Consider the following 23895-nt stretch of genomic DNA (forward strand, 5'->3'; position numbering starts at 1 on the left):
GCCGGGCCGCTTGCGTTATCGTCGGCGGATCGCTCACCCGGGAGTCGCACCATGAAGACCATTGCGTGGCTGATGCTGGCCGCTGCGTTGCTGCCTTTCGTATCCACGATCATCGCCAAGGCCGGCGGCCGCCAGTTCGACAACAACGACCCGCGCGCCTGGCTGGCGCGGCAGCAAGGCTGGCGCGCCCGCGCCAACGCGGCGCAGAACAATGCTTTCGAGGCGCTGCCGTTCTTCTATGCGGCGGTGCTGTTCGCGCTGTACAACCAGGCGCCGCCCGCGCACGTGGCCACCTTGATGGCGTGCTGGCTGGGCGTGCGCCTGGGCTATCTGGCCATGTACCTGGCCAACTGGGGCGCGCTGCGCTCGCTGGTCTGGGCGGTCGGCGTGGGCTTCGTGATCGCGATTCTGTTTACCGGCGTGTAGGGCCGCCGGCTACTTCCATTCGAACACGGCGCGCGCCGTGGCGCCGCCCTGCACCGAGACCTCGCGCTCCTGGGCCGCGCCGTTATAGGTGGCCGACACCTTGTAGCGGCCCGCCGGCAGCTTCACCAGCATGTAAGGGCCTTCGGAAGTGGCCTGCAGCACCGACTTGCCTTGCGCGTCCTGGATGGACACGCCGACGTTGGCCACGTAGTCGGCCGTGCCGTTGCGCTGCGCGGCGAAGGTCAGCGCCAGCGGGTAGTCCTTGGCGGCGGCCTTCATGGCTTCGGATTCATCCAGGCCGATGCCGCCGCTGACATATTCGACGGCGCCCTGGCGCTGCACCGGCGGCAGGCCGGCCTGGACGGTCGACAGTATCCCGGCAAAGGCCATGCTGCCCACGGCCATCGCGGCGGCCATGGTGCAGCGTTCGATACGCTTGTTCATGAGATGCTCCTCGATAGGATCGCCGGCCTCGGAGCCGGCTGCAATCGCCGCCGCGCCACGCGGGGCGGCAACAGGTTCGACCTTGGCCGGCGCGCGGAGTTCGCGCAAGGCGTCCGGGAACTCAAGCGATGGTGTCGGCCGGCTGCCAGGAAAATGTCAGCCGGCTTTCGCCGCTGACCGAGCCGTCCGGGGCGAAGCGCCTTTCGTCGAGCTGTCCGGCCCCGTCCTCGCGCAGCGCCAGCACGCTGGAGCTGCGGGTGCCGTAGTTGGGGCTGACGATGAAGGGGCTGCTCAGCAGTCTTTCGCGCTCCAGCGGCAGGCCGGTGGCGGGCAGGTCGGCGTCGTCGGCGGGCTGGCGGTCGGCCAGGGCGGCCATGAGCGCGGGCAGGTCGGGCTGTGGGCCGCTGCGCAGCACCGCGCCGAACGCCGCCTTGGTGCGCGCGAGCTTGGGCCAGGGCGTGTCCAGCAGATGGTTGGACAGGGCATAGATGCCGGGGGCGAGCTCGCGCGGGCCGCCGTCGCGGTTGCTCAGATACCAGGCCGAGCGCGCGTCGCCCACGATCAGATTGAAGCCGTTGTAGGCCTGGTCCCCCCGGTGCACGCGGGCCAGGTAGGCCGCGGGCGGTTCGGCGCCGCGCAGATAGTCTTCGACCAGCGCGCCGCGCGACGGCGCCGGGTCGCGGAAATGGCCGGGTTCGCGGAAATTGGTCACCAGCGCATAGCGGCCGCGGGCGCTCACGCCCATCCAGGTGCCGCCGGCCCGGCCATCGCGCCCCGCGTAGATGTCGGGCGCGTCGGGCCATTGCGCGGCGGGCAGGGTGGGCCGTTCGTGGAATTCATCGCGGTTGGCGGCGATCAGGACGGGAATGCCCGGCAGCGTGCGCAGGGCCAGTACGGCGAGACACATGGTTCAGACCTGGTTGGCGGGAAGTTCGGGGGCGGCCTTGACCAGCGGCGCCTCTTCGGGCGCGGCCAGCCGGAAGTAGTCTTCCGTGTTCAGCAGGATGGAGGCGTCCAGGCGGCCGGCGTTGAACACGATTTCCTCATGCCGGTGGCGCAGGCTGGGATCGACCAGCAGGTGCAGCTCGGGATTGAAGCTGAAGGGCGGGATGGCGCCGATCTCGCAGCCGGTCAGCTCGCGCGCCAGGTCCTGCGAGGCGAGCGAGGCCTTCTTGCCGCCGGCGGCGCGGGCGATGGCGGCGAGGTCGGCCTGGCGGTCGGCCGGAAAAACGGCCAGCACGTTCCTGCGCTGGTTCGACGACAGCTTCACGCGGCAGACCAGCGCCTTGGCGCCCTGGCTGACGGCGGTGCCGCGGATGGCGGCCACTTCGACCGAGCGGCCGGCGGCGGGGTGTTCGATCAGGCGGTAGCGGGCCTGGTGGCTGGCCAGCAGGGCCTGCAGGCGTTCAAAGACTTCCATGGCGGCGTGGGCGAAAGAGGATCCTGGACCGCATGATACGCCGCGCGGGATGGGAGGCTAGATGTCGCCGGTGAAGGCGTAGCCCCATCCCCAGACGGTGCGGATCGGCAGTTCCACGTTCACGTCCTGGGCCTTGCGCCGCAGCCGGCTCACGACCACGTCGGTGCGGCGCATGGATTCGCGTCCGCCCTGGGCCTCCAGCCCGGGCGCATCGGCGCGCGGCAGGCGCTTGTCGGCGGTGGCGGTCAGCTTGAGCAGGAATTCGCGTTCGGCCTGGGTCAGTGACAGCCGCGTGCCCTGCGGGCTGACCAGGGTCCAGGCGGCGTCGAGGAACTGCCACTTGCCCCCGCCGGGCGCCTGCGCCGACGGCTGCGGCTCGGACTCGGCGGGCTTGCGCCGGCCCGCCGCCGGCACGCGGCGCACCAGCGCCTGCAGCGCGGCCACGATTTCCGGCGTGTCCACGGAGGCTGGAAAACAGACGTCCGCGCCGCAATGCAGGCCCAGGATGCGGTTTTCGGGGGAGTCGAAGCTGGAGATGGCGACGATGCCGGCGGCGGTGTCCATGGCGCGCAGGCCCGCCACCGCCATGCAGAGATCGGAAAGCTCGGCCTCCATCACCAGCAGAGGCGCGCGGCGGGCCTGGAACAGGCGGAACAGGCCGTTGGAGTCGTGGCACTGGCGGGGCGAGAAGCCCATTCCGGCCAGTGCGCCGCTACGGCGCTTGCATTGACCGGCATCGGGCGAGAAGACGATCAAATCGAGTAAGTCATTCATGAATCGTTGTTATCTTTGCAGCATAAGCCTCTGCATGATGCAACGAACCCTGCGGTTTCCTAAACCTTGCACAACGCCACTTTCAGCCCCGAATTCTCGGCCAAGCGCGTTTGCCGCACCGTTGTGGTGCGCGCCGGCCCTCAGGGCGGGGGCGCCTCGTTCCACCAGCCGCCGCCCAGCGCCTGCAACAGCGCGGCGGTGTCGGCGTAGCGCGCCGCGTCGGCCGCGCTGCGCGCGATGCGCGTCTCCAGCAGCTGGCGCTGGCTGTCGAGCAGGCTCAGGTGGCTGATGCCGCCGGCGCGATAGCGGCCCTGCGCGATGCGCTCGGCCTCGGCGGCGCGCCGCCAGGCCTCGTCCTGGGCCTGGAAGGCCGCGCCGTCGGTCTGCACCGCGCGCAGGGCGTCGGCGACCTGGCGCAAGCCGTCCAGCACGGTCTGGCGATAGCCCGCGGCCGCGGCGTCGTATGCCGCCTGCGCGGCGCGCTGGCGGGCGCGCAGCTCGCCGCCGTGAAACAGCGGCTGGGCCAGGCCCAGTCCCAGGTTCCACACATTGACCCCGTCGGACAGGTCGCCGGCGCGGGTGCGCTGCGAGCCGAAGCTGGCGGTCAGCGTGAACTGCGGGTACAGGTTGGCGGTGGCCACGCCCACGTCGGCCGAGGCCCGGTGCCACAGCGCTTCGGCGGCCAGGATGTCGGGGCGCTGGCGCACCAGCGCCGACGGCACCCCGGTGGGCACGTCCGGCGGCAGGGTCAGGTCGGCGAGCCGCAGGGGCGGCGCGCTCAGGGCGGCGGGCGGCTGGCCCAGGTAGGCCGCCAGCTGGTGCGTGGCCTGCGACAACTGGTACTGCAGCGGCGCCAGCGTGGCCTGCGTCTGCGCCACCAGCAGCTCCTGATTGCTGAGGTCGGCCTGCGATATGCCGCCGGCGTCCAGGCGCTGGCGCATGATGTCGCGCTGGCGGGACTGGGCCGCCAGCAGTTCGCGCGTGGCCTGCAGCCGTTCGCCCAGGTCGGCCTGGCGGATCGCGGCCGTGACCACGTTGGCGGCCAGCGCCATGCGCGCGGCCTGCAATTCGTGGCGCTGATAGTCCACCTGAGCGCCCAGGCCTTCGAGCGCGCGCCGGTTGCCGCCGAACAGGTCCAGCGTGTAGGACACGTCGATGGAGGCGTTGTAGAGCGTGAACGGGGCCGGCGGCTCGGCCACCGGCACGCCGAAGGCCGAGGGGTCCACCTTCTGGCGCGCGGCCGACAGGTTGGCGTCGGCCGAGGGCAGCAGGCGCCCGCCGGTCTCGGCGTTCAGCTCCTCGCCGGCCTGGCGCAGCCGGGCGCGGGCCTGCGCCAGCGTGGGGCTGGCCTCCAGCGCCTGGCGCACCAGAGCGTCCAGCGCCTCGGAACGGAACAGGCGCCACCATTGGGCCGGAATGTCGGCGCCGGCCACCAGCCGCTGGCCCGCGTCGGCCGCCGTGACGTCGGCCGTAGGCGGAAGATAGGCGTCGACCTGCGGGGATGCGGGGGCCTGGAAGTCAGGCCCCACGGTACAGCCCGCGAGCAGCGCGCCCAGCGCGAGCGCGGCCAGGCGCCGCGGCGCGGCAAGGGAAGGACAGGGCATGGACGGACGGCGGAGCATGTCGGTTCAATCCAGGGTGCGGCGGTAGAACTTCACGGCGGCGGCCATGACGATCACGGTGAACAGCAGCAGCGGCCAGATGCTGGGCCAGAGGTCCCACCAGCCGTTGCCCTTGAGCAGAATGCCGCGGATCAGCCGGTTGAAATGCGTCAACGGCAGCAGGTTGCCCAGGTATTGCGCCCAGACCGGCATGCCCTGGAACGGGAACATGAAGCCCGACAGCAGGATGTTCGGCAGGAAATAGAACATGGTCAGCTGCATGGCCTGCAGCTGGTTGCGCGCCAGCGACGACAGCGTGATGCCGACGGTCAGGTTGGCGGCGATGAAAAGCAGCGAGGCCAGGTAGACGCTGACGAGCGAACCCTGGAACGGCACGTGGAACACGAAGCGCGCCGCCAGCAGGATGATGCTGGCCTGGATCAGGCCGATGGCGATGTAGGGCACGATCTTGCCCGTCATCACTTCCAGCGGGCGCACCGGCATGGCCAGCAGGTTCTCCATCGTGCCGCGCTCGCGTTCGCGCGTCATGGCCAGGCCGGTCATCATCACCAGCGTCATGGTCAGGATCACGCCCATCAGCCCCGGTACGGTGTTGTACTGCGAGATCTGCTCCTCGTTGTACAGCCGGTGCACGCGCACCTCGAAGGGCGGCTGGCCGCCGGCCAGCGGCGCCAGCGCGCCGGTCAGGTCTTTTTCCGCCACCGCCTGCGTCAGCTGGGTGGCCGCGCCGATGGCCAGGCCGGTCGCCATCGGGTCGGTGGCGTCGGCCTCGATCAGCAGCGCCGGACGTTCGCCGCGCAGCAGGCGGCGGCTGAAGTCGGGCGGGATGGTCAGCACGAACAGCACGCGGCCCTGGGCCAGCGCGGCGCGCCCGGCTTCCTCGTCCTTCAGCTCCTCGGTGATGCGGAAGTAGTCGGACGCCTTCATCGCCGCCACGAAGCTGCGCGTGAACGGGCTGTGGTCGGCGGCGATCACGGCGGTGGGCATCTGCTTGGGATCGGTGTTGATGGCGTAGCCGAACAGCGCCAGCTGCATGATGGGCATGCCCACGATCATGCCGAAGGTGATGCGGTCGCGGCGCAGCTGCAGGAACTCCTTGAGCACCATGCTCCACCAGCGCGACCAGGAAAAGCCTTGCAGGCGTGGACTCATGGCGGGCTCGCGTAGTTGTCGGTGGAACGCTTCATCAGGTAGATGAAGACGTCCTCCAGGCTGGTGTCGATGCGTTCCAGTTCAAGCGCCTGGCCGGCGACGGCGTCCCGCAGCGTGCGCTCCAGCAGCGCGGCGTCGCGGCCGCTGATGTGCAGCGCCGAGCCGAAGGCCACCGTCTGGTCCACGCCCGGCGCGTCGCGCAGGCGCTGCGCCAGCGGCACCAGGTTGTGCCCGCGGATGGCCCAGGTGGTCAGGCCCTGCTCGGCGATCACCTCGTCGGCCGTGCCCTGCGTCAGCAGCCGGCCGTAGGACAGGTAGGCCAGCTTGTGGCAGCGTTCGGCCTCGTCCATGTAGTGCGTGCTGACCAGCACCGAAATACCGCGCGCGGCGAGTTCGTGCAGCTGCTCCCAGAAGTCGCGCCGCGCCGTGGGATCGACGCCGGCGGTGGGTTCGTCCAGCAGCAGCAGGCGCGGCTCGTGCAGCAGGCAGGCGGCCAGCGCCAGCCGCTGCTTCCATCCGCCCGACAGCGAGCCGGTCAGCTGCCGCGCGCGGCTTTGCAGGCCCAGGCTTTCCAGCGCCCGTTCCACGGTTTCGCGGCGCGCCGGCATGCCGTACATGCGGGCCACGAAATCGAGGTTCTCGCGGATGCTCAGGTCGTCCCAGAACGAGAACTTCTGCGTCATGTAGCCGACGTGGCGCTTGATCTGCTCGCTGTCGCGCAGGATGTCGTAGCCCATGCAGGTGCCGCTGCCCGAGTCCGGCGTCAACAGCCCGCACATGAGCCGGATACAGGTGGTCTTGCCGCTGCCGTTGGGACCCAGGAAGCCGAAGATCTCGCCCTCGCGCACCTGCAGCGAAACGTCGTCGACCACCTGCTTGTCGCCGAAACGCTTGTTCAGGCCCCGCACGTCGATGACGTAGGGGCGGGCGGCGTTTTGCCGGGCGGGCGCCGCGCTCATTGCAGCGCCGCCTCCAGCGGCTGGCCGGGATGCAGCCGCGCAGCGGCCTCGGGCGCGGGCCGGGCCTGGATCATGTAGACCAGCTTGCTGCGGCTTTCGCGGCTGTAGATCACGGGCGGCGTGTATTCGGCCTGGGTCGAGATGTAGTCGATGCGTACCGGGATGGGGTCGCCGCAGCCGTCGCAGCGCACCATGAGCTGCTGGCCCAGTTTCAACCCGCCCAGCGCCGACTGTGGGACGTACAGGCGCACCTTGATGTTGCCCGGCGGCAGCAGGCTGACCACGGGGCTTCCGGCCGGCACCCATTCGCCCACGCGGTACAGCGTGTCGAACACCAGCCCGGCGGCGGGCGCGGCCTGGCGTTTCTGCGCCAGCGTCCAGTCCGCCTGCGCCAGGGCCGCGCGGGCCGCTTCCACGTCGGCGGCCTGCGCCGCGCGCTGCTCTTCGCGCCCGGGCAGGGTGGCCACGTCCAGCTGGGCCTTGAGTTCGCGCACGCGGGCGGCGTCGGCGCGGGCCCTTTCGCGGCTTTCGTCCAGCTGCGCGCGCGCGATGCCGCCGATGCGCAGCTGCTCGGTGTCGCGCCGCAGCTGCGCGGCCGAACGCTGGCTGGCCGCCTCGGCCTGCGCCAGCTGCGCCCGGGTGACGTCGACTTCGGCCGGGCGCTTGCCGGTGGCGGTGTCGGCCAACTGGGCCGAGGCCGCGGCCAGCTGGGCGCTGGCCTGCTCGCGCGCGGCGGTTTCGCGCCCGGCTTCGAGCGCGAACAAGGGCGCGCCGGCGGCGACCTGCTGGCCGCGGCGCACCGGCAGGTCGGCCAGCCGCCCGGGCTCGGACGAGGCCACGTAGACGTACTCGCCTTCCGCATAACCCTGGAAGAACGGCTGCTCGTCTTTGCCGCAGCCGGCCAGCAGCAGGGCCAGCGCCGCGGCGGCGGGCAGGGGGCGGCGCAAGGCGGTGGAAATGCGCATGGTCAGCATCCTGTAGAGGCCTGGGAAGGGGCGGCCGGCGAGAACAGGCCGCCCGTCAGCATGGCGATGGCGTGGGCCGCGATCGCTTCGGTGTCCAGGGCCTGGGCCTGCGGGTCGCCCTGCCACACGCGCCGCCACAGGCTGGACGTGGCCAGGGGCAGCAGGGTCAGGCCGAGCAGCGAAAGAAACACCAGCCGCGGCTCCACGCCCGGCGTGATGGCGCCCTGGCGGTGGCAGTCGGCGATCAGGGCGGCGAAGGCGTGCAGGCGGTCGGCGGGCAGGTGGCGCAGCACGCGTTCGCGCAGCTGGCCGCCTTCGTTGACCACTTCGTGCAGCCACAGCGCCGGCAGCCAGGGGCGTTCGGCCGCGCTGCGCACCACGCGGCCGACGATCTCGGCGATGAAGGCCCGCACCGTGGCGGCCGGGTCCGCGGGCGGCTCCTGCGCCTCGCCGGCGGCTACCGGCACCGGCGCCCAGACATAGGCGATGACGGGCACGAGCCGTTCCTGCACCACGGCGTCGATCAGCTGGTCGCGGCTTTTGAAGTAGTAATGCACCATGGCTGGCGTGACGCCGGCCAGCTGCGCGATGTGGGCGATGGTGGTCGCGGCCACGCCGCTCGCGGCGAACCGTTGAGTGGCGAGGTCGAGCAGCCGGGCGCGCATTGCGGCGCTGTCGGGGCGCGGCGGACGGCCGGGGCGGCGGGGCGTGGCAGGCGGTGCGGAGTTCATGGCCGATATCTTAATTAAATTATTAATTAATTAAAAGGGGGGCGGCCGCCAGGGTTACCGTTCTGGGCTTCGGACAACGATGGTGTAATGGGACGACCCCCATGCCGCCGCGCTGGCGGCTTTACGCAGGAGATCCGACCGCCATGCCGCAATCGTCCTCCATCAACCGCCGCATCGTGCTGGCCTCTCGTCCGCAGGGCGAGCCCGGCGACGGCGATTTCCGCCTGGAAACCGGCGAAGTGCCGCAGCCCGGCCCGGGCCAGGTGCTGCTGCGCACCGTCTATCTGTCGCTGGACCCCTATATGCGCGGGCGCATGAGCGATGCGCCGTCCTATGCCGAACCCGTCAAGATCGGCGAAGTCATGGTGGGCGGCACGGTGACGCGGGTCCAGGCGTCCAACCATCCCGACTACCGGCCGGGCGACTGGGTGCTGGCGCAATCCGGCTGGCAGGACTACGCGCTGTCGGACGGCGCGGGCCTGCTGCGCCTGGGGCCCGATCCCGAACATCCTTCCTACTCGCTGGGCGTGCTGGGCATGCCGGGCTTCACCGGCTACATGGGGCTGCTCGACATCGGCCAGCCCAAGGCCGGCGAAACCGTGGTGGTGGCCGCGGCCAGCGGCGCGGTGGGCGCGGTGGTCGGGCAGATCGCCAAGATCCACGGCTGCAAGGTCGTGGGCATCGCCGGCGGCGCGGACAAATGCCGCTACGTGGTCGAGGAGCTGGGCTTCGACGACTGCGTGGACCACAAGACGCCGGACCTGCCGGCGCGGCTGGCGCGGGCCGTGCCGCAAGGCATCGACGTGTATTTCGAGAACGTGGGCGGCGCCGTGTTCGACGCCGTGCTGCCCTTGCTCAATCCGCGCGCCCGCGTGCCGGTGTGCGGCCTGATCTCGGCCTACAACGCCACCCGCGCGCCCGACGGGCCCGACCGCCTGGGCCAGCTGATGCGGGTCATCCTCACCAAGCGCCTGAAGGTGCAGGGCTTCATCATCTTCAACGAATACGCCCACCGCTACGGCGAGTTCCGCCAGGCCATGGAAGGCCTGCTGCGCGACGGCCGCATCAAGTACCGCGAGGACGTGGTCGAGGAACTGGAGAACGCGCCGCGCGGCCTGATCGGCCTGCTCAGGGGCGAGAACGCCGGCAAGCGCATCGTGCGCGTCGGCCCGGACGACAACAGGAGCGCGCCATGAATATTCTGATCGTGCTGACTTCGCATGACACCCTGGGCGATACCGGCCGCAAGACAGGCTTCTGGCTGGAGGAGTTCGCCGCGCCGTACTACGTATTCGTGGACGCCGGCGCCAAGGTCGCGCTGGCTTCGCCGGCCGGCGGCCAGCCGCCGCTAGACCCCAAGAGCGACGAGCCCGACGCCCAGACCGAGGCCACGCGCCGTTTCCGCCAGGACCCCGATGCCCAGCGCCTGCTGGCCGCGACCCGCCCGCTGGCCGAGGTGCAGGCGGCCGACTACGACGCCGTGTTCTATCCCGGCGGCCACGGCCCGTTGTGGGACCTGGCCGAAGACCCCGCGTCGGTGGCGCTGATCGAGGCCATGCTGGCGGCCGGCAAGCCGGTCTCCGCCGTATGCCACGCGCCGGGCGTGCTGCGCCACGCCAAGACGGCCGATGGCAAGCCGCTGGTGCAGGGACGCCGGCTCACCGGCTTTTCCAATGCGGAAGAGGCCGCCGTGCAACTGACCGAAGTGGTGCCGTTCCTGGTCGAGGACGAACTGAAGAAGCTGGGCGGGCAGTACTCCAGCGGTCCGGACTGGGAGCCGCACGTGGTCGGCGACGGCCTGCTCATCACCGGCCAGAATCCGGCCTCGTCGGTGGGCGTGGCGCAGATGCTGCTGGAGCGGCTGGAGCACTGATTGCGGCGGCCGCGGCCGCTCATGTGTCAGAATCGCGCCTTTTGCGAAATCCGCGCACGGCGCCAGCCCGTCTTGCGCGCTCCGTTCCAATGCCTTCCGAAGTTCCCGCAACACCCCCGGGCTCCTGCGTCGCCGCGCTGTTTGCCGCCATGCAGGCGCGCGACCCGGCCACCGGCCGCCACAGCGGCCGCGTCGCGGCCTTGAGCGCGGCCCTGGCCCAGGCGCTGGGCCTGCCAGAAAACGAACAGGAAATCGTCGCCATCGCCGCCCGGCTGCATGACCTGGGCAAGATCGGCACGCCCGACCGCGTGCTGTTCTCGCCCAGCCGCCTCGGCCCGGAAGACTGGGCGATCATGAAGGCGCATGCCGCGGCCGGCGCCGACATCATCCTGTGCAGCGCCATTCCGCAACGCGAACAGATCGCGCTGGCGGTGCGCCACCACCACGAACATTTCGACGGCTCCGGCTATCCCGCCGGCCTGGCGGGCCACCACATCCCGCTGCATGCGCGCATCATTTCGCTGGCCGATTCCTACGACGCGCTGGGCGACGTGCGCCCCTACCATCCCGCGCGCCCGCACGCGGAAATCATGCGCATCCTGCATCAAGAGGCCGGCGCCAAATGCGACCCGGATCTGCTGCGGGCGTTCGAGCGGATGATCGAGGACAGCCCGTTGCGGGTGCCGTGAGGGGAGGAGCGGGACGTGTTGGATGCGTCGGGTGTGCCGGATGTATCGGATGTGCCGGATGCGTTGAATGCATCGGATGCATCGGATACGTCGGACGCATCGGATGCGTAGGATGGGTTACGCGCGTTCGATGGTTGAGTTTTTGCGCACGCGCTCTCGCGCTGCACCCATCCTACGCCGTCACGCCATCACGCCGTCACGCCATCACAGCATCCCACCATCCCACCATCCCCCCTACAACCGGTAATTCGCCGCGACCGTTTCCAGGTCCTGCAGCGTGCGCTGCTGCCAGGCGGCATCGTGGCCCAGTTCCTCGGCGAGCAGGCGGGCCACTTCGGGGGCGGCCAGCATCGCGGCTTCGCTGTCCAGGAACAGCGCGCGGTTGCGGCGCGCCAGCACGTCTTCGGCGCTGCGCGCCAGTTCGTACCGGGCCGCGTAGCGCACGTGCGCCTCGGACAGGCCGCTGCTCTTGACCAGCATGCGCTCGGCGCCCGGCAGGGCCTTGAGCGCGGCTAGGTCGCTGCCGTAGTAGCTGTCCGGCGTGCCGGCGTGTTCCTGCGACGGCGCCAGGCCGGCGGCGCCGTGCAGCGCCAGGGTCTCGGTGCGGCAGCTGGCCTGGGTCAGCAGCTGGTGCTGGATGGCCGTGTCGACCACGTCCTGCGCCATGCGGCGGTAGGTGGTCCATTTGCCGCCGGTCACGGTGACCAGGCCGGCCTTGGACACCAGGATGGTGTGCTCGCGCGACAGGGATTTGGTGGACGCCTCGCCGGTGGCCTTGACCAGCGGACGCAGGCCGGCCCAGACGCTGGTGACGTCGTCGCGCGTGGGCTTGCGGCTGAGGTAGCGCGCCGCCGTGCCGAGGATGAAGTCCACGTCCTGCGCGCCGGCCTGCGGGTCCAGCGGCAGGTCGTTGCGCGGCGTGTCGGTGGTGCCGACGATGGTGTGGCCGTTCCAGGGCACGACGAACAGCACGCGGCCGTCGTCGGTCTTGGGAATCAGGATGGCGCGGTCGCCCGGCAGAAATTCGCGCGGCAGGGTCAGGTGCACGCCCTGGCTGGGCGCGACCATGGTCTGCGCGTTCTTGTCTTCCATGCGCCGCACCGCGTCCACCCAGACGCCGGTGGCGTTGATCACGCAGCGCGCGCGCAGCGTGAAGCTGGCTCCGCCCAGGACGTCCTGCGCGGTCACGCCGTCGACCTTGCCGCCGGTCATGGTCAGGCCGGTGGCGCGCACGTAGTTCACCGCCGTGCCGCCCAGGTCGAACAGCGTGCGCATCAGGCTGACGGCCAGGCGCGCGTCGTCGAACTGGCCGTCGTAGTACAGCACGCCGCCGCGCAGCTTGCGGCCATTGACGGCCTCGGCCAGGGTCGGTGCGTTGGCCAGCGTGTCGCGGCGCGACAGCCAGCGGCTGGGCGACAGGTTGAGCTTGCCGGCCAGCATGTCGTACATCTTCAGGCCGACGCCGTAGAAGGGCTGGTCCAGCAGGTTGTAGGCGGGCACGACGAAGCCCAGCGGCCACACCAGGTGCGGCGCGTTGCGGTTGAGCAGCCCGCGTTCGTGCAGGGCCTCGCGCACCAGGCTGACATTGCCTTGCGCCAGGTAGCGCACGCCGCCGTGCACCAGCTTGGTGGCCTTGCTGGAGGTGCCCTTGGCGAAGTCGGCGCCTTCGATCAGCAGCGTGCGGTAGCCGCGCGAGGCGGCGTCCACCGCGGTGCCCAGGCCGGTGGCGCCGCCGCCGATGACGATCACGTCCCAGGAATGCGTGTTGTCCAGCGTGGCCAGGAGGCGGTTGCGGTCGGGCGGGGCGACGGGGGCGAGGGGAGCGTTCATGGATGTCAAGGTGTTTGCTTCAGGGTATTGGGCGCCGCGGCGACGTCGCAGCGCACGCCGGCGTCCAGCAGGACCTGCGCCAGCGGCTCCTGCGGATGCGCGTCGGTGAAAAACCGGTCTATCTGCGAGATGTGCGCCAGCTCCACCATGGCCTGGCGCTTGAATTTGCTGCTGTCGGCGGCCAGCCAGACTTCGCGCGACTGTTCGATGATGGTGCGCGCCACCCGCACTTCGCGGAAGTCGTAGTCGCGCAGCGTGCCGTCGGCCTCGATGCCCGAAATCCCGATCAGTCCGATATCCACCTTGAACTGGCGGATGAAGTCCATGGTCGCCTCGCCCACGATGCCGCGGTCGCGCGAACGCACCACGCCGCCGGCCACGATGACTTCGCAGTCCGGGTTGTCCGACAGGATGTCGGCCACGTGCAGGTTGTTGGTGATCACGCGCAGGCCGCGATGGCGCAGCAGCGCGCGGGCGATGGCCTCGGTGGTGGTGCCGATGTTCAGGATCAGCGAGCAGCCGTCCGGCACGGCGCGCGCCACCGCCTCGGCGATGCGCTGCTTGCCGGCGGCGTGCAGGCCCTGGCGCTTGCGGTAGGCGATGTTCTCGATGGTGGAGGCCTCGATGCGCACGCCGCCGTGAAAGCGCGACAGCAGGCCGGCTTCCGAAAGAATATTGACGTCGCGCCGCACCGTCTGCAGCGTGACGTCGAAGCGTTTGGCGAGCTCTTCGATCGAGGCGGAGCCCTGGGCTCGCACCATTTCGATCAGGGCGCTCTGGCGGGGATTCAGTGTCATGTTCGTATAATAAAACAACAAAAGCGAAAAATAATGACGCACCGCAAGATTGTTTTTTGTTCGCTTCTTGAGTAAAACGCACAAAAAACGAAAGCTATCTGAAAGAGTATGCTCATCCTGTCGTCCGCCAGGCGCAGGCCGGGCCGCTGTACCGAATACTGAAGTCCGCGTTGCAATAAAACAGGGACGTATTAGTAGGTAGAGGAGATCAGATGCAGCTGAACCTGGACAGGGTAAGTTTGCGGGCGGGCTCGCAGACCCACCTGTATCCCATGAGCCTCGCGCCGGTCGAGGGGGCAATGACGGTGCTGCTGGGGGCGACCCTGGCGGGCAAGACTACGCTGATGCGCATCATGGCCGGGCTGGACCGGCCCACCGAGGGCCGCGTGCTGGCCGACGGCGCCGACGTCACCGGCGTGCCGGTGCGCCAGCGCAACGTCGCCATGGTGTACCAGCAGTTCATCAACTACCCGTCCATGTCGGTCTACGACAACATCGCCTCGCCGCTCAAGCTGCGCGGCGCCGGCGACATCGGCGCCAAGGTCCGCGCCATGGCGGCCCGCCTGCACATCGACCACCTGCTGGAACGCTACCCGTCGGAACTGTCGGGCGGGCAGCAGCAGCGCGTGGCGCTGGCGCGCGCGCTGGCCAAGGACGCGCCGCTGATCCTGCTGGACGAGCCGCTGGTCAACCTGGACTACAAGCTGCGCGAGGAATTGCGCGACGAACTGTCGGAATTGTTCGCCGAAGGCCGTTCCACCGTCGTCTACGCCACCACCGAACCGGGCGAGGCGCTGTTGCTGGGCGGCCACACCGCGGTGCTGGACGCCGGCGAACTGCTGCAATACGGGCCGACCGTCGACGTCTTCCACCGCCCCAATTCCCTGCGGGTGGCGCGCGCCTTCAGCGATCCCCCCATGAACCTGTTCCCGGCGCGCCGCACGGCGTCGGGCTTTACGCTGCAAGGCGAGATGGAAGTGGCGCGCGCGCTGCCCCCGGAAACCGCCGGCGAACTCACCGCCGGCCTGCGCGCCGGCGCGCTGGACGTGGAGCCGCGCCCCGGGCATATCCGCCTGCCGGGCGTGGTGAAGCTGGCCGAGATTTCCGGCTCCGACACGTTCGTGCACGCCGAGACCGCGGCCGGCGACGTGGTGGCGCAACTGCCCGGCGTGCACCGCTACACGCTGGAGCAGCCGGTGCAGCTTTACTTCGACCCCGCCCAGACCTATGCCTTCGGCGCCGACGGCGCCTTGCTGGCCGCGCCGCGCCAGCCGGCCGGCGCGGGGGAGGCGGCCTGATGGCGCAGATCGAGCTGGACCTCTCCCATTCCTACGTCGCGGACCCCAGGACGGATGACGATTACGCGCTGCTGCCGCTGAAGTTCACCTTCCAGGACGGCGGCGCCTACGCCTTGCTGGGGCCGTCCGGCTGCGGCAAGACCACGCTGCTGAACTGCGTCTCGGGGCTGCTGCGGCCCTCGCACGGGCGCATTCTGTTCGACGGCCAGGACGTCACCGGCCGCACGCCGCAGGCGCGCAACATCGCCCAGGTCTTCCAGTTTCCGGTGGTCTACGACACCATGACCGTGGCCGAGAACCTGGCGTTTCCGCTGCGCAACCGCGGCATGCCGGCCGAACGCGTGCGCGAGCGGGTGGGGCGCATCGCCGAGATGCTGGACATGTCCGCGGTGCTGGACCGCCGCGCCAGCGGCCTGACCGCCGACGCCAAGCAGAAGATCTCGCTGGGCCGCGGGCTGGTGCGCAGCGACGTGTCGGCCATCCTGTTCGACGAGCCGCTGACCGTGATCGATCCGCAGCTCAAATGGGAGCTGCGCCGCAAGCTCAAGGAAATCCACCGCGAGTTCAAGCTGACCCTGATCTACGTGACCCACGACCAGACCGAGGCGCTGACCTTCGCCGACCAGGTCATGGTGATGGCGCGCGGACGCGCCGTGCAGGTGGGCACCGCCGACGATCTGTTCCTGCGCCCGGCGCATACCTTCGTGGGCCATTTCATCGGCTCGCCCGGCATGAATTTCCTGCCCGCGCAATGGCGCGACGGCGCGCTGGAGGTCGGCAGCCGGCGCGTGGCCGGCGTGCCCGAGGCCCCGGCGGCGGCGCTGGCCGGCGCCGGCCCGGTCAAGCTGGGCGTGCGCCCGGAATACCTGCGCCTGGCCGAGCCCGAGGCGCCAGGCGCCGTGCCCATGCGCGTCGAGCGCGTGCAGGACGTGGGCACCTACACGCTGCTGGTGGCCGACTACGAGGGCGTCGCGGTGCGCGCGCGCCTGAACGGCGGCGCCATCCCGGCGGCCGGGGACACGGCCTGGCTGGGGGTGCTCAACCCGCACACCTGCTTCTACCGCGACGAGGAGCTGATCCGATGAAACCCATAGATCACCGGGCCTGGCTGCTGGTGCTGCCCGTGGTGCTGTGCGTGGCGTTCTCCGCCATCCTGCCGCTGATGACCATCGTCAACTATTCGGTGCAGGACATCATTTCGCCCGAGCGCCGCGTGTTCGTCGGCACCGAGTGGTACGCCGCCGTGCTGCAGGACGAAGAGCTGCACGGCGCGCTGCTGCGCCAGATCGGCTTTTCGCTGGCGGTGCTGGCCATCGAGATCCCGCTGGGCATCCTGCTGGCGCTGTCCATGCCGGCGACCGGCTGGCGCGCCTCGGCGGTGCTGGTCATCATCGCGCTGTCGCTGCTGATTCCGTGGAACGTGGTGGGCACCATCTGGCAGGTGTTCGGCCGCACCGACATCGGGCTGCTGGGCGCGACGCTGTCATGGCTGGGCGTGGACTACAACTACACCGGCAACGACGTGGACGCCTGGGTCACCGTGCTGGTCATGGACGTCTGGCACTGGACGCCGCTGGTGGCGCTGCTGTGCTATGCGGGCCTGCGCGCGATTCCCGACGCCTACTACCAGGCCGCGCGCATCGACGGGGCCTCGCGCCTGGCGGTGTTCCGCTACATCCAGCTGCCCAAGCTGCGCGGCGTGCTCATGATCGCGGTGCTGCTGCGTTTCATGGACAGCTTCATGATCTACACCGAGCCTTTCGTGCTGACCGGAGGCGGACCCGGCAACGCCACCACCTTCCTGTCGCAGTACCTGACGCAGAAGGCCGTGGGCCAGTTCGACCTGGGGCCGGCCGCCGCGTTCTCCATCATCTATTTCCTGATCATCCTGCTGCTGTGCTTCATCCTCTACAACTGGATGCAGCGCGCCGGCACCACCGGCGGTTTCGACGAGGAGCGCACCCATGCGTGAGAACAAGAGCTGGTGGCGCGGCGTATTCCTGGCGCTGTATCTCGTGTTCGCCATCCTGCCGCTGTACTGGATGCTGAACATGTCGTTCAAGACCAATACCGAAATCCTGAGCACGCTGACGTTCTGGCCCGAGGATTTCACCCTGGAGCATTACCGCACCATCTTCACCGATCCGGCCTGGTATTCCGGCTACATCAACTCGCTGATCTACGTGGTGATCAACACCGTGATCTCGCTGGCGGTGGCGCTGCCGGCGGCCTATGCGTTCTCGCGCTACCGCTTCATCGGCGACAAGCACGTGTTCTTCTGGCTGCTGACCAACCGCATGACGCCACCGGCGGTGTTCCTGCTGCCGTTCTTCCAGCTCTACAGCTCGTTCGGGCTGATGGACACCCACCTGGCGGTGGCGCTGGCGCACCTGGTGTTCAACGTGCCGCTGGCGGTGTGGATCCTGGAGGGCTTCATGTCCGGCGTGCCGCGAGAGATCGATGAAACCGCCTATGTCGACGGCTATTCCTTCCCGCGCTTTTTCCTGACAATCTTTTTGCCATTGATCAAGTCCGGCGTGGGCGTGGCGGCGTTTTTCTGCTTCATGTTCAGCTGGGTCGAATTGCTGCTGGCGCGCACGCTCACCTCGGTCAACGCCAAGCCCATCGTGGCCACCATGACCCGCACCGTGTCCGCCTCGGGCATGGACTGGGGCGTGCTGGCCGCCGCCGGGGTGCTGACCATCGTGCCCGGCGGCATCGTGATCTGGTTCGTGCGGCACTACATCGCGAAGGGCTTCGCGATGGGCCGCGTGTAGCGCGGGCAACCCGGAGGACGACTCATGTTCAGCTGGATGGTATGGACCGTTCCCGTCGCCGTGTTCTTCGCCTGCGTCGGCCTGATGCTGGCGGGCATGACGATATGGGAACTGAAATCGCCCACGGTCGAGCGCAAGGGGTTCCTGCCCCTGCGCACCACCCGCGGCGACCGTCTGTTCATCGGCCTGATGGCCGCGGCCTGGGTCAACTTGGCCTTCGTGGGCCTGGGCGAGAAGGCGGCCGAATGGCTGTCGCTGGACGAACCGCCCTCGGTCTGGATCGGGTTCGCGGTATCGATGCTGTTGTTGGCGCTCATCATGAAAAAGGGCTGAAACGGGGGCGCAGACCCCTGCGTTATGCAGGTAAAGGACTATCGGCCATCGTCTTCCCGGGCCAGCGTCCGCAGCGTACATCGGGGAAGACTTATCGAGGAGACAGGTCATGAAATTGCGCATGCACGCCATGGCGGCCGCCATCGCCCTGATCGGGACGTCGGGGGCGTGGGCCGGAGAGCCGGAAGCCAGGAAATGGGTCGATTCGGAGTTCCAGCCCTCATCGCTGTCCAAGGACCAGCAGATGGCCGAGATGAAGTGGTTCATCGACGCCGCCGCCAAGCTGAAGGCCAAGGGCGTCACCGAGATCAACGTGGTGTCCGAGACCATCACCACGCATGAGTACGAGTCCAAGACGCTGGCCAAGGCCTTCACCGAGATCACCGGCATCAAGGTCAACCACGACCTGATCCAGGAAGGCGACGTGGTCGAGAAGCTGCAGACGTCGATGCAGTCCGGCAAGTCCATCTACGACGGCTGGATCTCGGATTCGGACCTGATCGGCACCCACTACCGCTACGGCGCCATCCTGCCGCTGTCGGACTACATGGCCGGCGCGGGCAAGGAATGGACCAACCCCGGCCTGGACCTCAAGGACTTCATCGGCACCAAGTTCACCACGGCCCCGGACGGCAAGCTCTACCAGCTGCCCGACCAGCAGTTCGCCAACGTCTACTGGTTCCGCGCCGACTGGTTCGCGCGCCAGGACCTGAAAGACAAGTTCAAGGCCAAGTACGGCTACGAGCTGGGCGTGCCGACCAACTGGTCCGCCTACGAGGACATCGCCGACTTCTTCTCCAACGACGTCAAGGAGCTCGACGGCAAGAAGGTCTATGGCCACATGGACTACGGCAAGAAAGACCCGTCGCTGGGATGGCGCTTCACCGACGCGTGGCTGTCCATGGCGGGCGCCGCCGACAAGGGGCTGCCCAACGGCATGCCGGTCGACGAGTGGGGCATCCGCGTGGCCGACGACAAGTGCACGCCGGTGGGCGCCTCGGTGGCGCGCGGCGGCGCCACCAACAGCCCGGCCGCCGTCTACGCGCTGACCAAGTACGTGGACTGGATGAAGAAGTACGCCCCGCAGCAGGCCATGGGCATGACCTTCTCCGAATCCGGCCCGGTACCGGCCCAGGGGCAGATCGCGCAGCAGATCTTCTGGTACACGGCATTCACCGCCGACATGACCAAGAAGGGCCTGCCGGTGGTCAACGACGACGGCACGCCGAAATGGCGCATGGCGCCGTCGCCCTACGGCCCGTACTGGAAGGACGGCATGCAGAACGGCTACCAGGACGTGGGCTCGTGGACCTTCTTCAAGTCCACCAACCCCGACCGGCTGGCCGGCGCCTGGCTCTACGCGCAGTTCGTCACGTCCAAGTCGGTCTCGCTCAAGAAGTCCATCACCGGCCTGACCTTCATCCGCGACAGCGACATCAACAGCGAGTTCTTCACCAAGAACGCGGCCAACTACGGCGGGCTGATCGAGTTCTACCGCAGCCCGGCGCGCGTGGCCTGGACGCCCACCGGCAACAACGTGCCCGACTACCCCAAGCTGGCGCAGCTGTGGTGGAAGAACGTGGCCACCGCGGTCACCGGCGAGAAGACGCCGCAGGCCGCCATGGATAACCTTGCCAACGAAATGGACCAGGTCATGGCGCGTCTGGAGCGGGCGGGGATGGCGCAGTGCGCGCCCAAGCTCAATGCCAAGAGCAATCCGTCCAAGTGGCTGTCCGACCAGCACGCGCCCTGGAAGAAGCTCGACAACGAGAAGCCCAAGGGCGAGACCATTCCGTACGAGAAGCTGCTGGCCGCCTGGAAGGAGGGCAAGGTCCGGTAGCCGTGTAAAACCCTGTTGCGCATCCGGCTTGTACCGCCCCGGCGGGCGGTACTAACCTGATCGTTCCTGAAGGAGACGGCATGCGACAGGGATCGGACTTGCAGGACCGCGTCGCGCTGGTGACCGGCGCGTCGTCGGGCATCGGGCGGGCCACCGCCATCGCGCTGGCGCAAGCGGGCGCGCGGGTGGTGGTCAATCACCGCGCGGGCGGCGACTCGCAGGTGCGCGCGGCCGCCGTGGTCGAAGCCGTGCAGCGCCTGGGTGGCCAGGCCGTGGCCGCGGCCGCCGACATCAGCCGCGAGGCCGAGGTCGAGCATCTGTTCGAGCAGGCCGTGCACCACTACGGCCGCGTCGACATCCTGGTCAACAACGCCGGCATCGAGCATCCCGCGCCCGTCGCCGACATGACGCTGGCCGACTGGAAGCGCGTCATCGACGTGAACCTCACCGGCCATTTCCTGTGCGCCCGCGCCGCGGCCCGGGCCTATGAATCCCAGCCGGCCGACCCGGCGCGCAAAGGCATGTCGCGCGGCAACATCCTCTTCATCAGTTCGGTCCACGAGCTCATCCCCTGGGCCTTCCAGGTCAATTACGCGGCGTCCAAGGGCGGGCTGTCGATGCTGATGAAGTCGCTGGCCCAGGAACTGGCGCCGGCCCGCATCCGCGTCAATTCGATCGCGCCCGGGGCGATACGCACCGCCATCAACCGGCCGGCCTGGGACAGCCCCGAAAGCCTGGCCAGGCTGCTCAAGCTGATTCCGTACGGCCGCATCGGCGAGCCGGAGGACGTGGCGCGGGCCGCCGTCTGGCTGGCCGGCGACGCGTCCGACTACGTGACCGGCACGACCCTGTTCGTCGACGGCGGGATGACGCTGTATCCCGAATTCCGCGGCGCGGGCTGACCGCGTATGTCCAAGCCGCTGGAAGACTACGGGCTCATCGGCAACATGCTGTCTGCCGCGCTGGTGGCGCGCGACGGCTCCATCGACTGGCTCTGCCTGCCGCATTTCGACTCGCCGGCCTGTTTCGCCGCGCTGCTGGGCGACGCGCGCCACGGACGCTGGCGCATCGCCCCGCATGGCCAGCGCGCCGTCGTCTCGCGCCGCTACGTGCCCGACACCGCCGTGCTGGAAACGCGTTTCGAGACCGCCTCGGGCGTGGCGACGATGTACGACTTCATGCCGTTGAGCGAAGACGACGAGCGCGTGGACCTGGTGCGCGTGGTGCGCGGCGATTCCGGCCACGTGCTGATGGACATGGACCTGGTGCTGCGCTTCAACTACGGGCAGGCCGTGCCCTGGGTGCGGCGGCGCGACTACGGCCTGAGCGCCATCGCCGGGCCGGACGCGGTCGAACTGCACACGCCCGTGGAGATGGAAGGGCACGACCTCAAGACCACCGCGCGCTTCAGCGTGCACCAGGGGCGGGTGGTGCCGTTCACGCTGTCCTACCACCGCTCGCACCGCACGCCGCACTTCGTGCCCGACCGCGTCGAAAGCATGGACCGCACCATATCCTGGTGGCAGGAATGGGCCAAGCGCTGCCACTGGGAAGGGCCGGCCGACGAACGCCGCGACGCGGTGGTGCGTTCGCTGATCACGCTCAAGCTGCTGACCTTCCAGCCCACCGGCGGCATCATCGCCGCGCCCACCACCTCGCTGCCCGAGACGCTGGGCGGCGCGCGCAACTGGGACTACCGCCATTGCTGGCTGCGCGACTCGGCGCTCACGCTGTACGCGCTGCTCAACGCCGGCTACCGCGAAGAGGCCGAGGCCTGGCGCCAATGGCTGCTGCGCGCCGTGGCCGGGCACCCCGACCAGCTGCAGATCATGTACGGCATCGCCGGCGGACGCTGGCTGCCGGAACTGGAGATTCCCTGGCTGCCCGGCTATGCCTCCAGCCTGCCGGTGCGCATCGGCAACGACGCGGCCGGCCAGAGCCAGTTCGACGTCTACGGCGAGCTGATCGAAACCCTGTACGCCGCGCGCGCGGCCGACCTCGCGCCGCTGGCCGAGGCCTGGCGGCTGCAGAAGGTGCTGCTGGAGCCGCTGGCGCGGCGCTGGACGGAGCTGGACCACGGCATCTGGGAGGTGCGCGGCGAGCGCCGCGCCTTCACGCATTCGCGGCTGATGTGCTGGGTGGCCTTCGACCGCGCGGTCAAGGGCTGCGAACGCTTCGGCCTGAAAGGCCCGGTCGCGGCCTGGCGCCGCCTGCGCGACCAGATCCGCGCCGACATCTGCGAAAACGGCTACGACCGCGCGCGCGGCTGCTTCGTGCAGAGCTACGGCTCGACCGCGCTGGACGCCAGCATGCTGCTGATCCCGCAGGTGGGCTTTCTGCCCGCCGAGGACCCGCGCGTGGCCGGCACGGTGCAGGCCATCGAGCGCGGGCTGCTGCGCGACGGCCTGCTGCGGCGCTATTCCACCGACCTCACCGACGACGGGCTGCAGGGCGAGGAGGGCGTATTCCTGGCCTGCAGCTTCTGGCTGGCCGACGCCTACGTGATGCTGGGCCGGCTCGACGACGCCGAACGCCTGTTCGAGCGGCTGCTGTCCCTGCGCAACGACCTGGGCCTGCTGTCCGAGGAATACGACGTGGTGCGCCGGCGCCTGATCGGCAACTTCCCGCAGGGCTTCTCGCACATCGGCCTGGTCAACACCGCCTACAACCTGAGCCGCGCCATGGGGCCGGCGCGCCAGCGCGCCGAACAGGACGCGCCGCGCGCCTGACGCGGCGGTGTATTCTCGCAGTCGGCGCGGTCCCCATGACGGGCCGCGACGCGCGCGCAGAGCCGGGCCGCGACCCCGCAGGCCGGACGGCGCACTCAGGAGACAAACATGCTTTTGACCGAAGAACAGCTCAGCATCCAGGACATGGCGCGCCGCTTCGCGCAGGAGCGCCTGGCGCCCAACGCCGAACGCTGGGACCGCGACCATCACTATCCCGCCGACGCCATCGCCGAAATGGCGCAGCTCGGATTCTTCGGCATGCTGGTGCCGGAGGAATGGGACGGCAACGACAGCGGCTATGTGTCGTACGCGGTCGCGCTGGAAGAAATCGCCGCCGGCAACGGCGCCTGCTCCACCATCATGAGCGTGCACAACTCGGTGGCCTGCATGCCCATCCTGAAATTCGGCACCGACGAGCAGAAGGAACGCTTCCTGCGGCCGCTGGCGCGCGGCGAGCACATCGGCGCCTTCGCGCTGACCGAGCCGCAGGCAGGTTCCGACGCCAGCAGCCTGCAGACCCGCGCGCGCCGCGACGGCGACGGCTACGTGCTCAACGGCGGCAAGCAGTTCATCACCTCGGGGCGCAACGGCCAGACCGTGATCGTGTTCGCGGTGACCGACCCCGAAGCCGGCAAGCGCGGCATCTCCGCGTTCATCGTGCCCACCGACACCCCGGGCTACAAGGTCCTGCGGGTCGAGGACAAGCTCGGCCAGCACGCCTCCGACACCTGCCAGATCGCTTTCGAGGACCTGCGCATCCCGGCGTCCTGCCGCCTGGGCGAGGAGGGCGAGGGCTACAGGATCGCGCTGTCCAACCTGGAAGGCGGGCGCATCGGCATCGCCTCGCAGTCGGTCGGCATGGCGCGCGCGGCCTTCGAATGCGCGCGCGACTACGCCCGCGACCGGCAGGCCTTCGGCAAGCCCATCTTCGAACACCAGGCGGTGTCGTTCCGGCTGGCCGACATGGCCACGCAGATCCACGCCGCGCGCCAGATGGTGCTGCACGCCGCGGCTCTGCGCGCCGCCGGCCGGCCCGCGCTGACCGAGGCCTCGATGGCCAAGCTGTTCGCCTCCGAGATGGCCGAGCGCGTGTGTTCGGCGGCCATCCAGACCCTGGGCGGCTACGGCTACCTGAAGGATTTCCCGGTCGAGCGCATCTACCGCGACGTGCGCGTCTGCCAGATCTACGAAGGCACCAGCGACATCCAGCGGCTGGTCATCGCGCGCAATCTGTAG

The 23895-nt window shown here is 69.4% G+C and carries 24 protein-coding genes; 13 read left to right on the forward strand and 11 right to left on the reverse strand.

The features are described from left to right. The first annotated feature begins 51 nt into the window (after positions 1 to 51). Positions 52 to 426 carry an MAPEG family protein gene (locus tag AC1M14_RS12130; RefSeq protein ID WP_102776039.1) on the forward strand — a complete coding sequence of 125 codons (375 nt, stop codon included), beginning with the start codon at positions 52 to 54 and terminating at the stop codon, positions 424 to 426. Between the two features lie 9 nt (positions 427 to 435). On the opposite strand, the gene AC1M14_RS12135 is transcribed toward AC1M14_RS12130, so the two are convergent. The 9 genes from AC1M14_RS12135 to AC1M14_RS12175 all read right to left on the reverse strand — a co-directional run bounded on the left by AC1M14_RS12135 (position 436) and on the right by AC1M14_RS12175 (position 8493). Beyond that, positions 436 to 870: a carboxypeptidase-like regulatory domain-containing protein gene (locus tag AC1M14_RS12135; protein WP_479731677.1), complete on the reverse strand. Its 435-nt coding sequence runs from the start codon at positions 868 to 870 to the stop codon at positions 436 to 438. Between the two features lie 121 nt (positions 871 to 991). Next, positions 992 to 1777: an NRDE family protein gene (locus AC1M14_RS12140; protein ID WP_209166385.1), complete on the reverse strand. Its 786-nt coding sequence runs from the start codon at positions 1775 to 1777 to the stop codon at positions 992 to 994. A gap of 3 nt (positions 1778 to 1780) precedes the next feature. Next, entirely contained in the window at positions 1781 to 2290 is a 510-nt protein-coding gene (locus AC1M14_RS12145) for a YbaK/prolyl-tRNA synthetase associated domain-containing protein (protein ID WP_479731678.1), read from the reverse strand. Positions 2291 to 2347: 57 nt separating this feature from the next. Continuing rightward, positions 2348 to 3064, reverse strand: coding sequence for a response regulator transcription factor (locus tag AC1M14_RS12150; RefSeq protein WP_479731679.1), 717 nt, complete (start codon positions 3062 to 3064; stop codon positions 2348 to 2350). 140 nt (positions 3065 to 3204) lie between these two features. Next, positions 3205 to 4686 (reverse strand): efflux transporter outer membrane subunit, encoded by a 1482-nt coding sequence (locus AC1M14_RS12155; protein WP_479731680.1) that lies wholly within the window; start codon positions 4684 to 4686, stop codon positions 3205 to 3207. Between the two features lie 6 nt (positions 4687 to 4692). Further along, positions 4693 to 5838, reverse strand: a complete 1146-nt coding sequence (locus tag AC1M14_RS12160) for an ABC transporter permease (protein WP_102776045.1) — start codon at positions 5836 to 5838, stop codon at positions 4693 to 4695. Continuing rightward, the gene (locus AC1M14_RS12165; RefSeq protein ID WP_111824986.1) at positions 5835 to 6797 is read right to left on the reverse strand and encodes an ABC transporter ATP-binding protein; all 963 of its coding nucleotides are present in this window, start codon (positions 6795 to 6797) and stop codon (positions 5835 to 5837) included. The genes AC1M14_RS12160 and AC1M14_RS12165 overlap by 4 nt, the downstream gene beginning before the upstream one ends. After that, positions 6794 to 7762: an HlyD family secretion protein gene (locus AC1M14_RS12170; RefSeq protein WP_479731681.1), complete on the reverse strand. Its 969-nt coding sequence runs from the start codon at positions 7760 to 7762 to the stop codon at positions 6794 to 6796. The genes AC1M14_RS12165 and AC1M14_RS12170 overlap by 4 nt, the downstream gene beginning before the upstream one ends. A 2-nt stretch (positions 7763 to 7764) precedes the next feature. After that, positions 7765 to 8493 carry a TetR/AcrR family transcriptional regulator gene (locus AC1M14_RS12175; RefSeq protein WP_168202105.1) on the reverse strand — a complete coding sequence of 243 codons (729 nt, stop codon included), beginning with the start codon at positions 8491 to 8493 and terminating at the stop codon, positions 7765 to 7767. A 143-nt stretch (positions 8494 to 8636) separates the two neighbouring features. Between AC1M14_RS12175 and AC1M14_RS12180 the strand changes: the two genes are divergently transcribed. From AC1M14_RS12180 to AC1M14_RS12190, 3 genes are all read left to right on the forward strand, one after another. Next, complete coding sequence (locus AC1M14_RS12180; RefSeq protein ID WP_102771422.1) at positions 8637 to 9689, forward strand: NADP-dependent oxidoreductase; 1053 nt, start codon at positions 8637 to 8639, stop codon at positions 9687 to 9689. Then, a complete protein-coding gene (locus AC1M14_RS12185; protein ID WP_102771421.1) occupies positions 9686 to 10366 on the forward strand; it encodes a type 1 glutamine amidotransferase domain-containing protein in 681 nt (226 codons plus the stop codon). The genes AC1M14_RS12180 and AC1M14_RS12185 overlap by 4 nt, the downstream gene beginning before the upstream one ends. 89 nt (positions 10367 to 10455) lie before the next feature. Further along, positions 10456 to 11055, forward strand: coding sequence for an HD-GYP domain-containing protein (locus AC1M14_RS12190; RefSeq protein WP_479731682.1), 600 nt, complete (start codon positions 10456 to 10458; stop codon positions 11053 to 11055). Positions 11056 to 11289: 234 nt separating this feature from the next. Here AC1M14_RS12190 and AC1M14_RS12195 read toward each other — a convergent pair whose 3' ends face one another. Together AC1M14_RS12195 and AC1M14_RS12200 are read right to left on the reverse strand one after the other, a co-directional pair. Beyond that, the gene (locus AC1M14_RS12195) at positions 11290 to 12885 is read right to left on the reverse strand and encodes a glycerol-3-phosphate dehydrogenase/oxidase (RefSeq protein ID WP_111824992.1); all 1596 of its coding nucleotides are present in this window, start codon (positions 12883 to 12885) and stop codon (positions 11290 to 11292) included. Between the two features lie 5 nt (positions 12886 to 12890). Next, positions 12891 to 13682 (reverse strand): DeoR/GlpR family DNA-binding transcription regulator, encoded by a 792-nt coding sequence (locus AC1M14_RS12200; RefSeq protein WP_013394120.1) that lies wholly within the window; start codon positions 13680 to 13682, stop codon positions 12891 to 12893. Positions 13683 to 13894: 212 nt separating this feature from the next. Here AC1M14_RS12200 and AC1M14_RS12205 point away from each other — a divergent pair, with 212 nt between their 5' ends. From AC1M14_RS12205 to AC1M14_RS12245, 9 genes are all read left to right on the forward strand, one after another. Next, entirely contained in the window at positions 13895 to 14980 is a 1086-nt protein-coding gene (locus AC1M14_RS12205; RefSeq protein WP_479731683.1) for an ABC transporter ATP-binding protein, read from the forward strand. After that, positions 14980 to 16065: an ABC transporter ATP-binding protein gene (locus AC1M14_RS12210; RefSeq protein WP_479731684.1), complete on the forward strand. Its 1086-nt coding sequence runs from the start codon at positions 14980 to 14982 to the stop codon at positions 16063 to 16065. The genes AC1M14_RS12205 and AC1M14_RS12210 overlap by 1 nt, the downstream gene beginning before the upstream one ends. Beyond that, positions 16062 to 16952, forward strand: a complete 891-nt coding sequence (locus AC1M14_RS12215; protein WP_102771415.1) for a carbohydrate ABC transporter permease — start codon at positions 16062 to 16064, stop codon at positions 16950 to 16952. Before AC1M14_RS12210 ends, AC1M14_RS12215 begins: the two co-directional genes overlap by 4 nt. After that, positions 16945 to 17757 carry a carbohydrate ABC transporter permease gene (locus AC1M14_RS12220; RefSeq protein WP_209166407.1) on the forward strand — a complete coding sequence of 271 codons (813 nt, stop codon included), beginning with the start codon at positions 16945 to 16947 and terminating at the stop codon, positions 17755 to 17757. The genes AC1M14_RS12215 and AC1M14_RS12220 overlap by 8 nt, the downstream gene beginning before the upstream one ends. Positions 17758 to 17781: 24 nt before the next feature. After that, a complete protein-coding gene (locus tag AC1M14_RS12225) occupies positions 17782 to 18090 on the forward strand; it encodes a DUF2160 domain-containing protein (RefSeq protein ID WP_102771413.1) in 309 nt (102 codons plus the stop codon). Between the two features lie 109 nt (positions 18091 to 18199). Then, the gene (locus tag AC1M14_RS12230; protein ID WP_102771412.1) at positions 18200 to 19930 is read left to right on the forward strand and encodes an ABC transporter substrate-binding protein; all 1731 of its coding nucleotides are present in this window, start codon (positions 18200 to 18202) and stop codon (positions 19928 to 19930) included. Between the two features lie 80 nt (positions 19931 to 20010). Beyond that, complete coding sequence (locus AC1M14_RS12235; protein WP_479731685.1) at positions 20011 to 20832, forward strand: glucose 1-dehydrogenase; 822 nt, start codon at positions 20011 to 20013, stop codon at positions 20830 to 20832. Positions 20833 to 20838: 6 nt separating this feature from the next. Further along, entirely contained in the window at positions 20839 to 22659 is a 1821-nt protein-coding gene (locus AC1M14_RS12240; RefSeq protein ID WP_479731686.1) for a glycoside hydrolase family 15 protein, read from the forward strand. A gap of 108 nt (positions 22660 to 22767) precedes the next feature. After that, positions 22768 to 23895, forward strand: coding sequence for an acyl-CoA dehydrogenase family protein (locus AC1M14_RS12245; RefSeq protein ID WP_102771409.1), 1128 nt, complete (start codon positions 22768 to 22770; stop codon positions 23893 to 23895).

The sequence above is a fragment of the Achromobacter sp. SX5 genome, assembly GCF_056711425.1.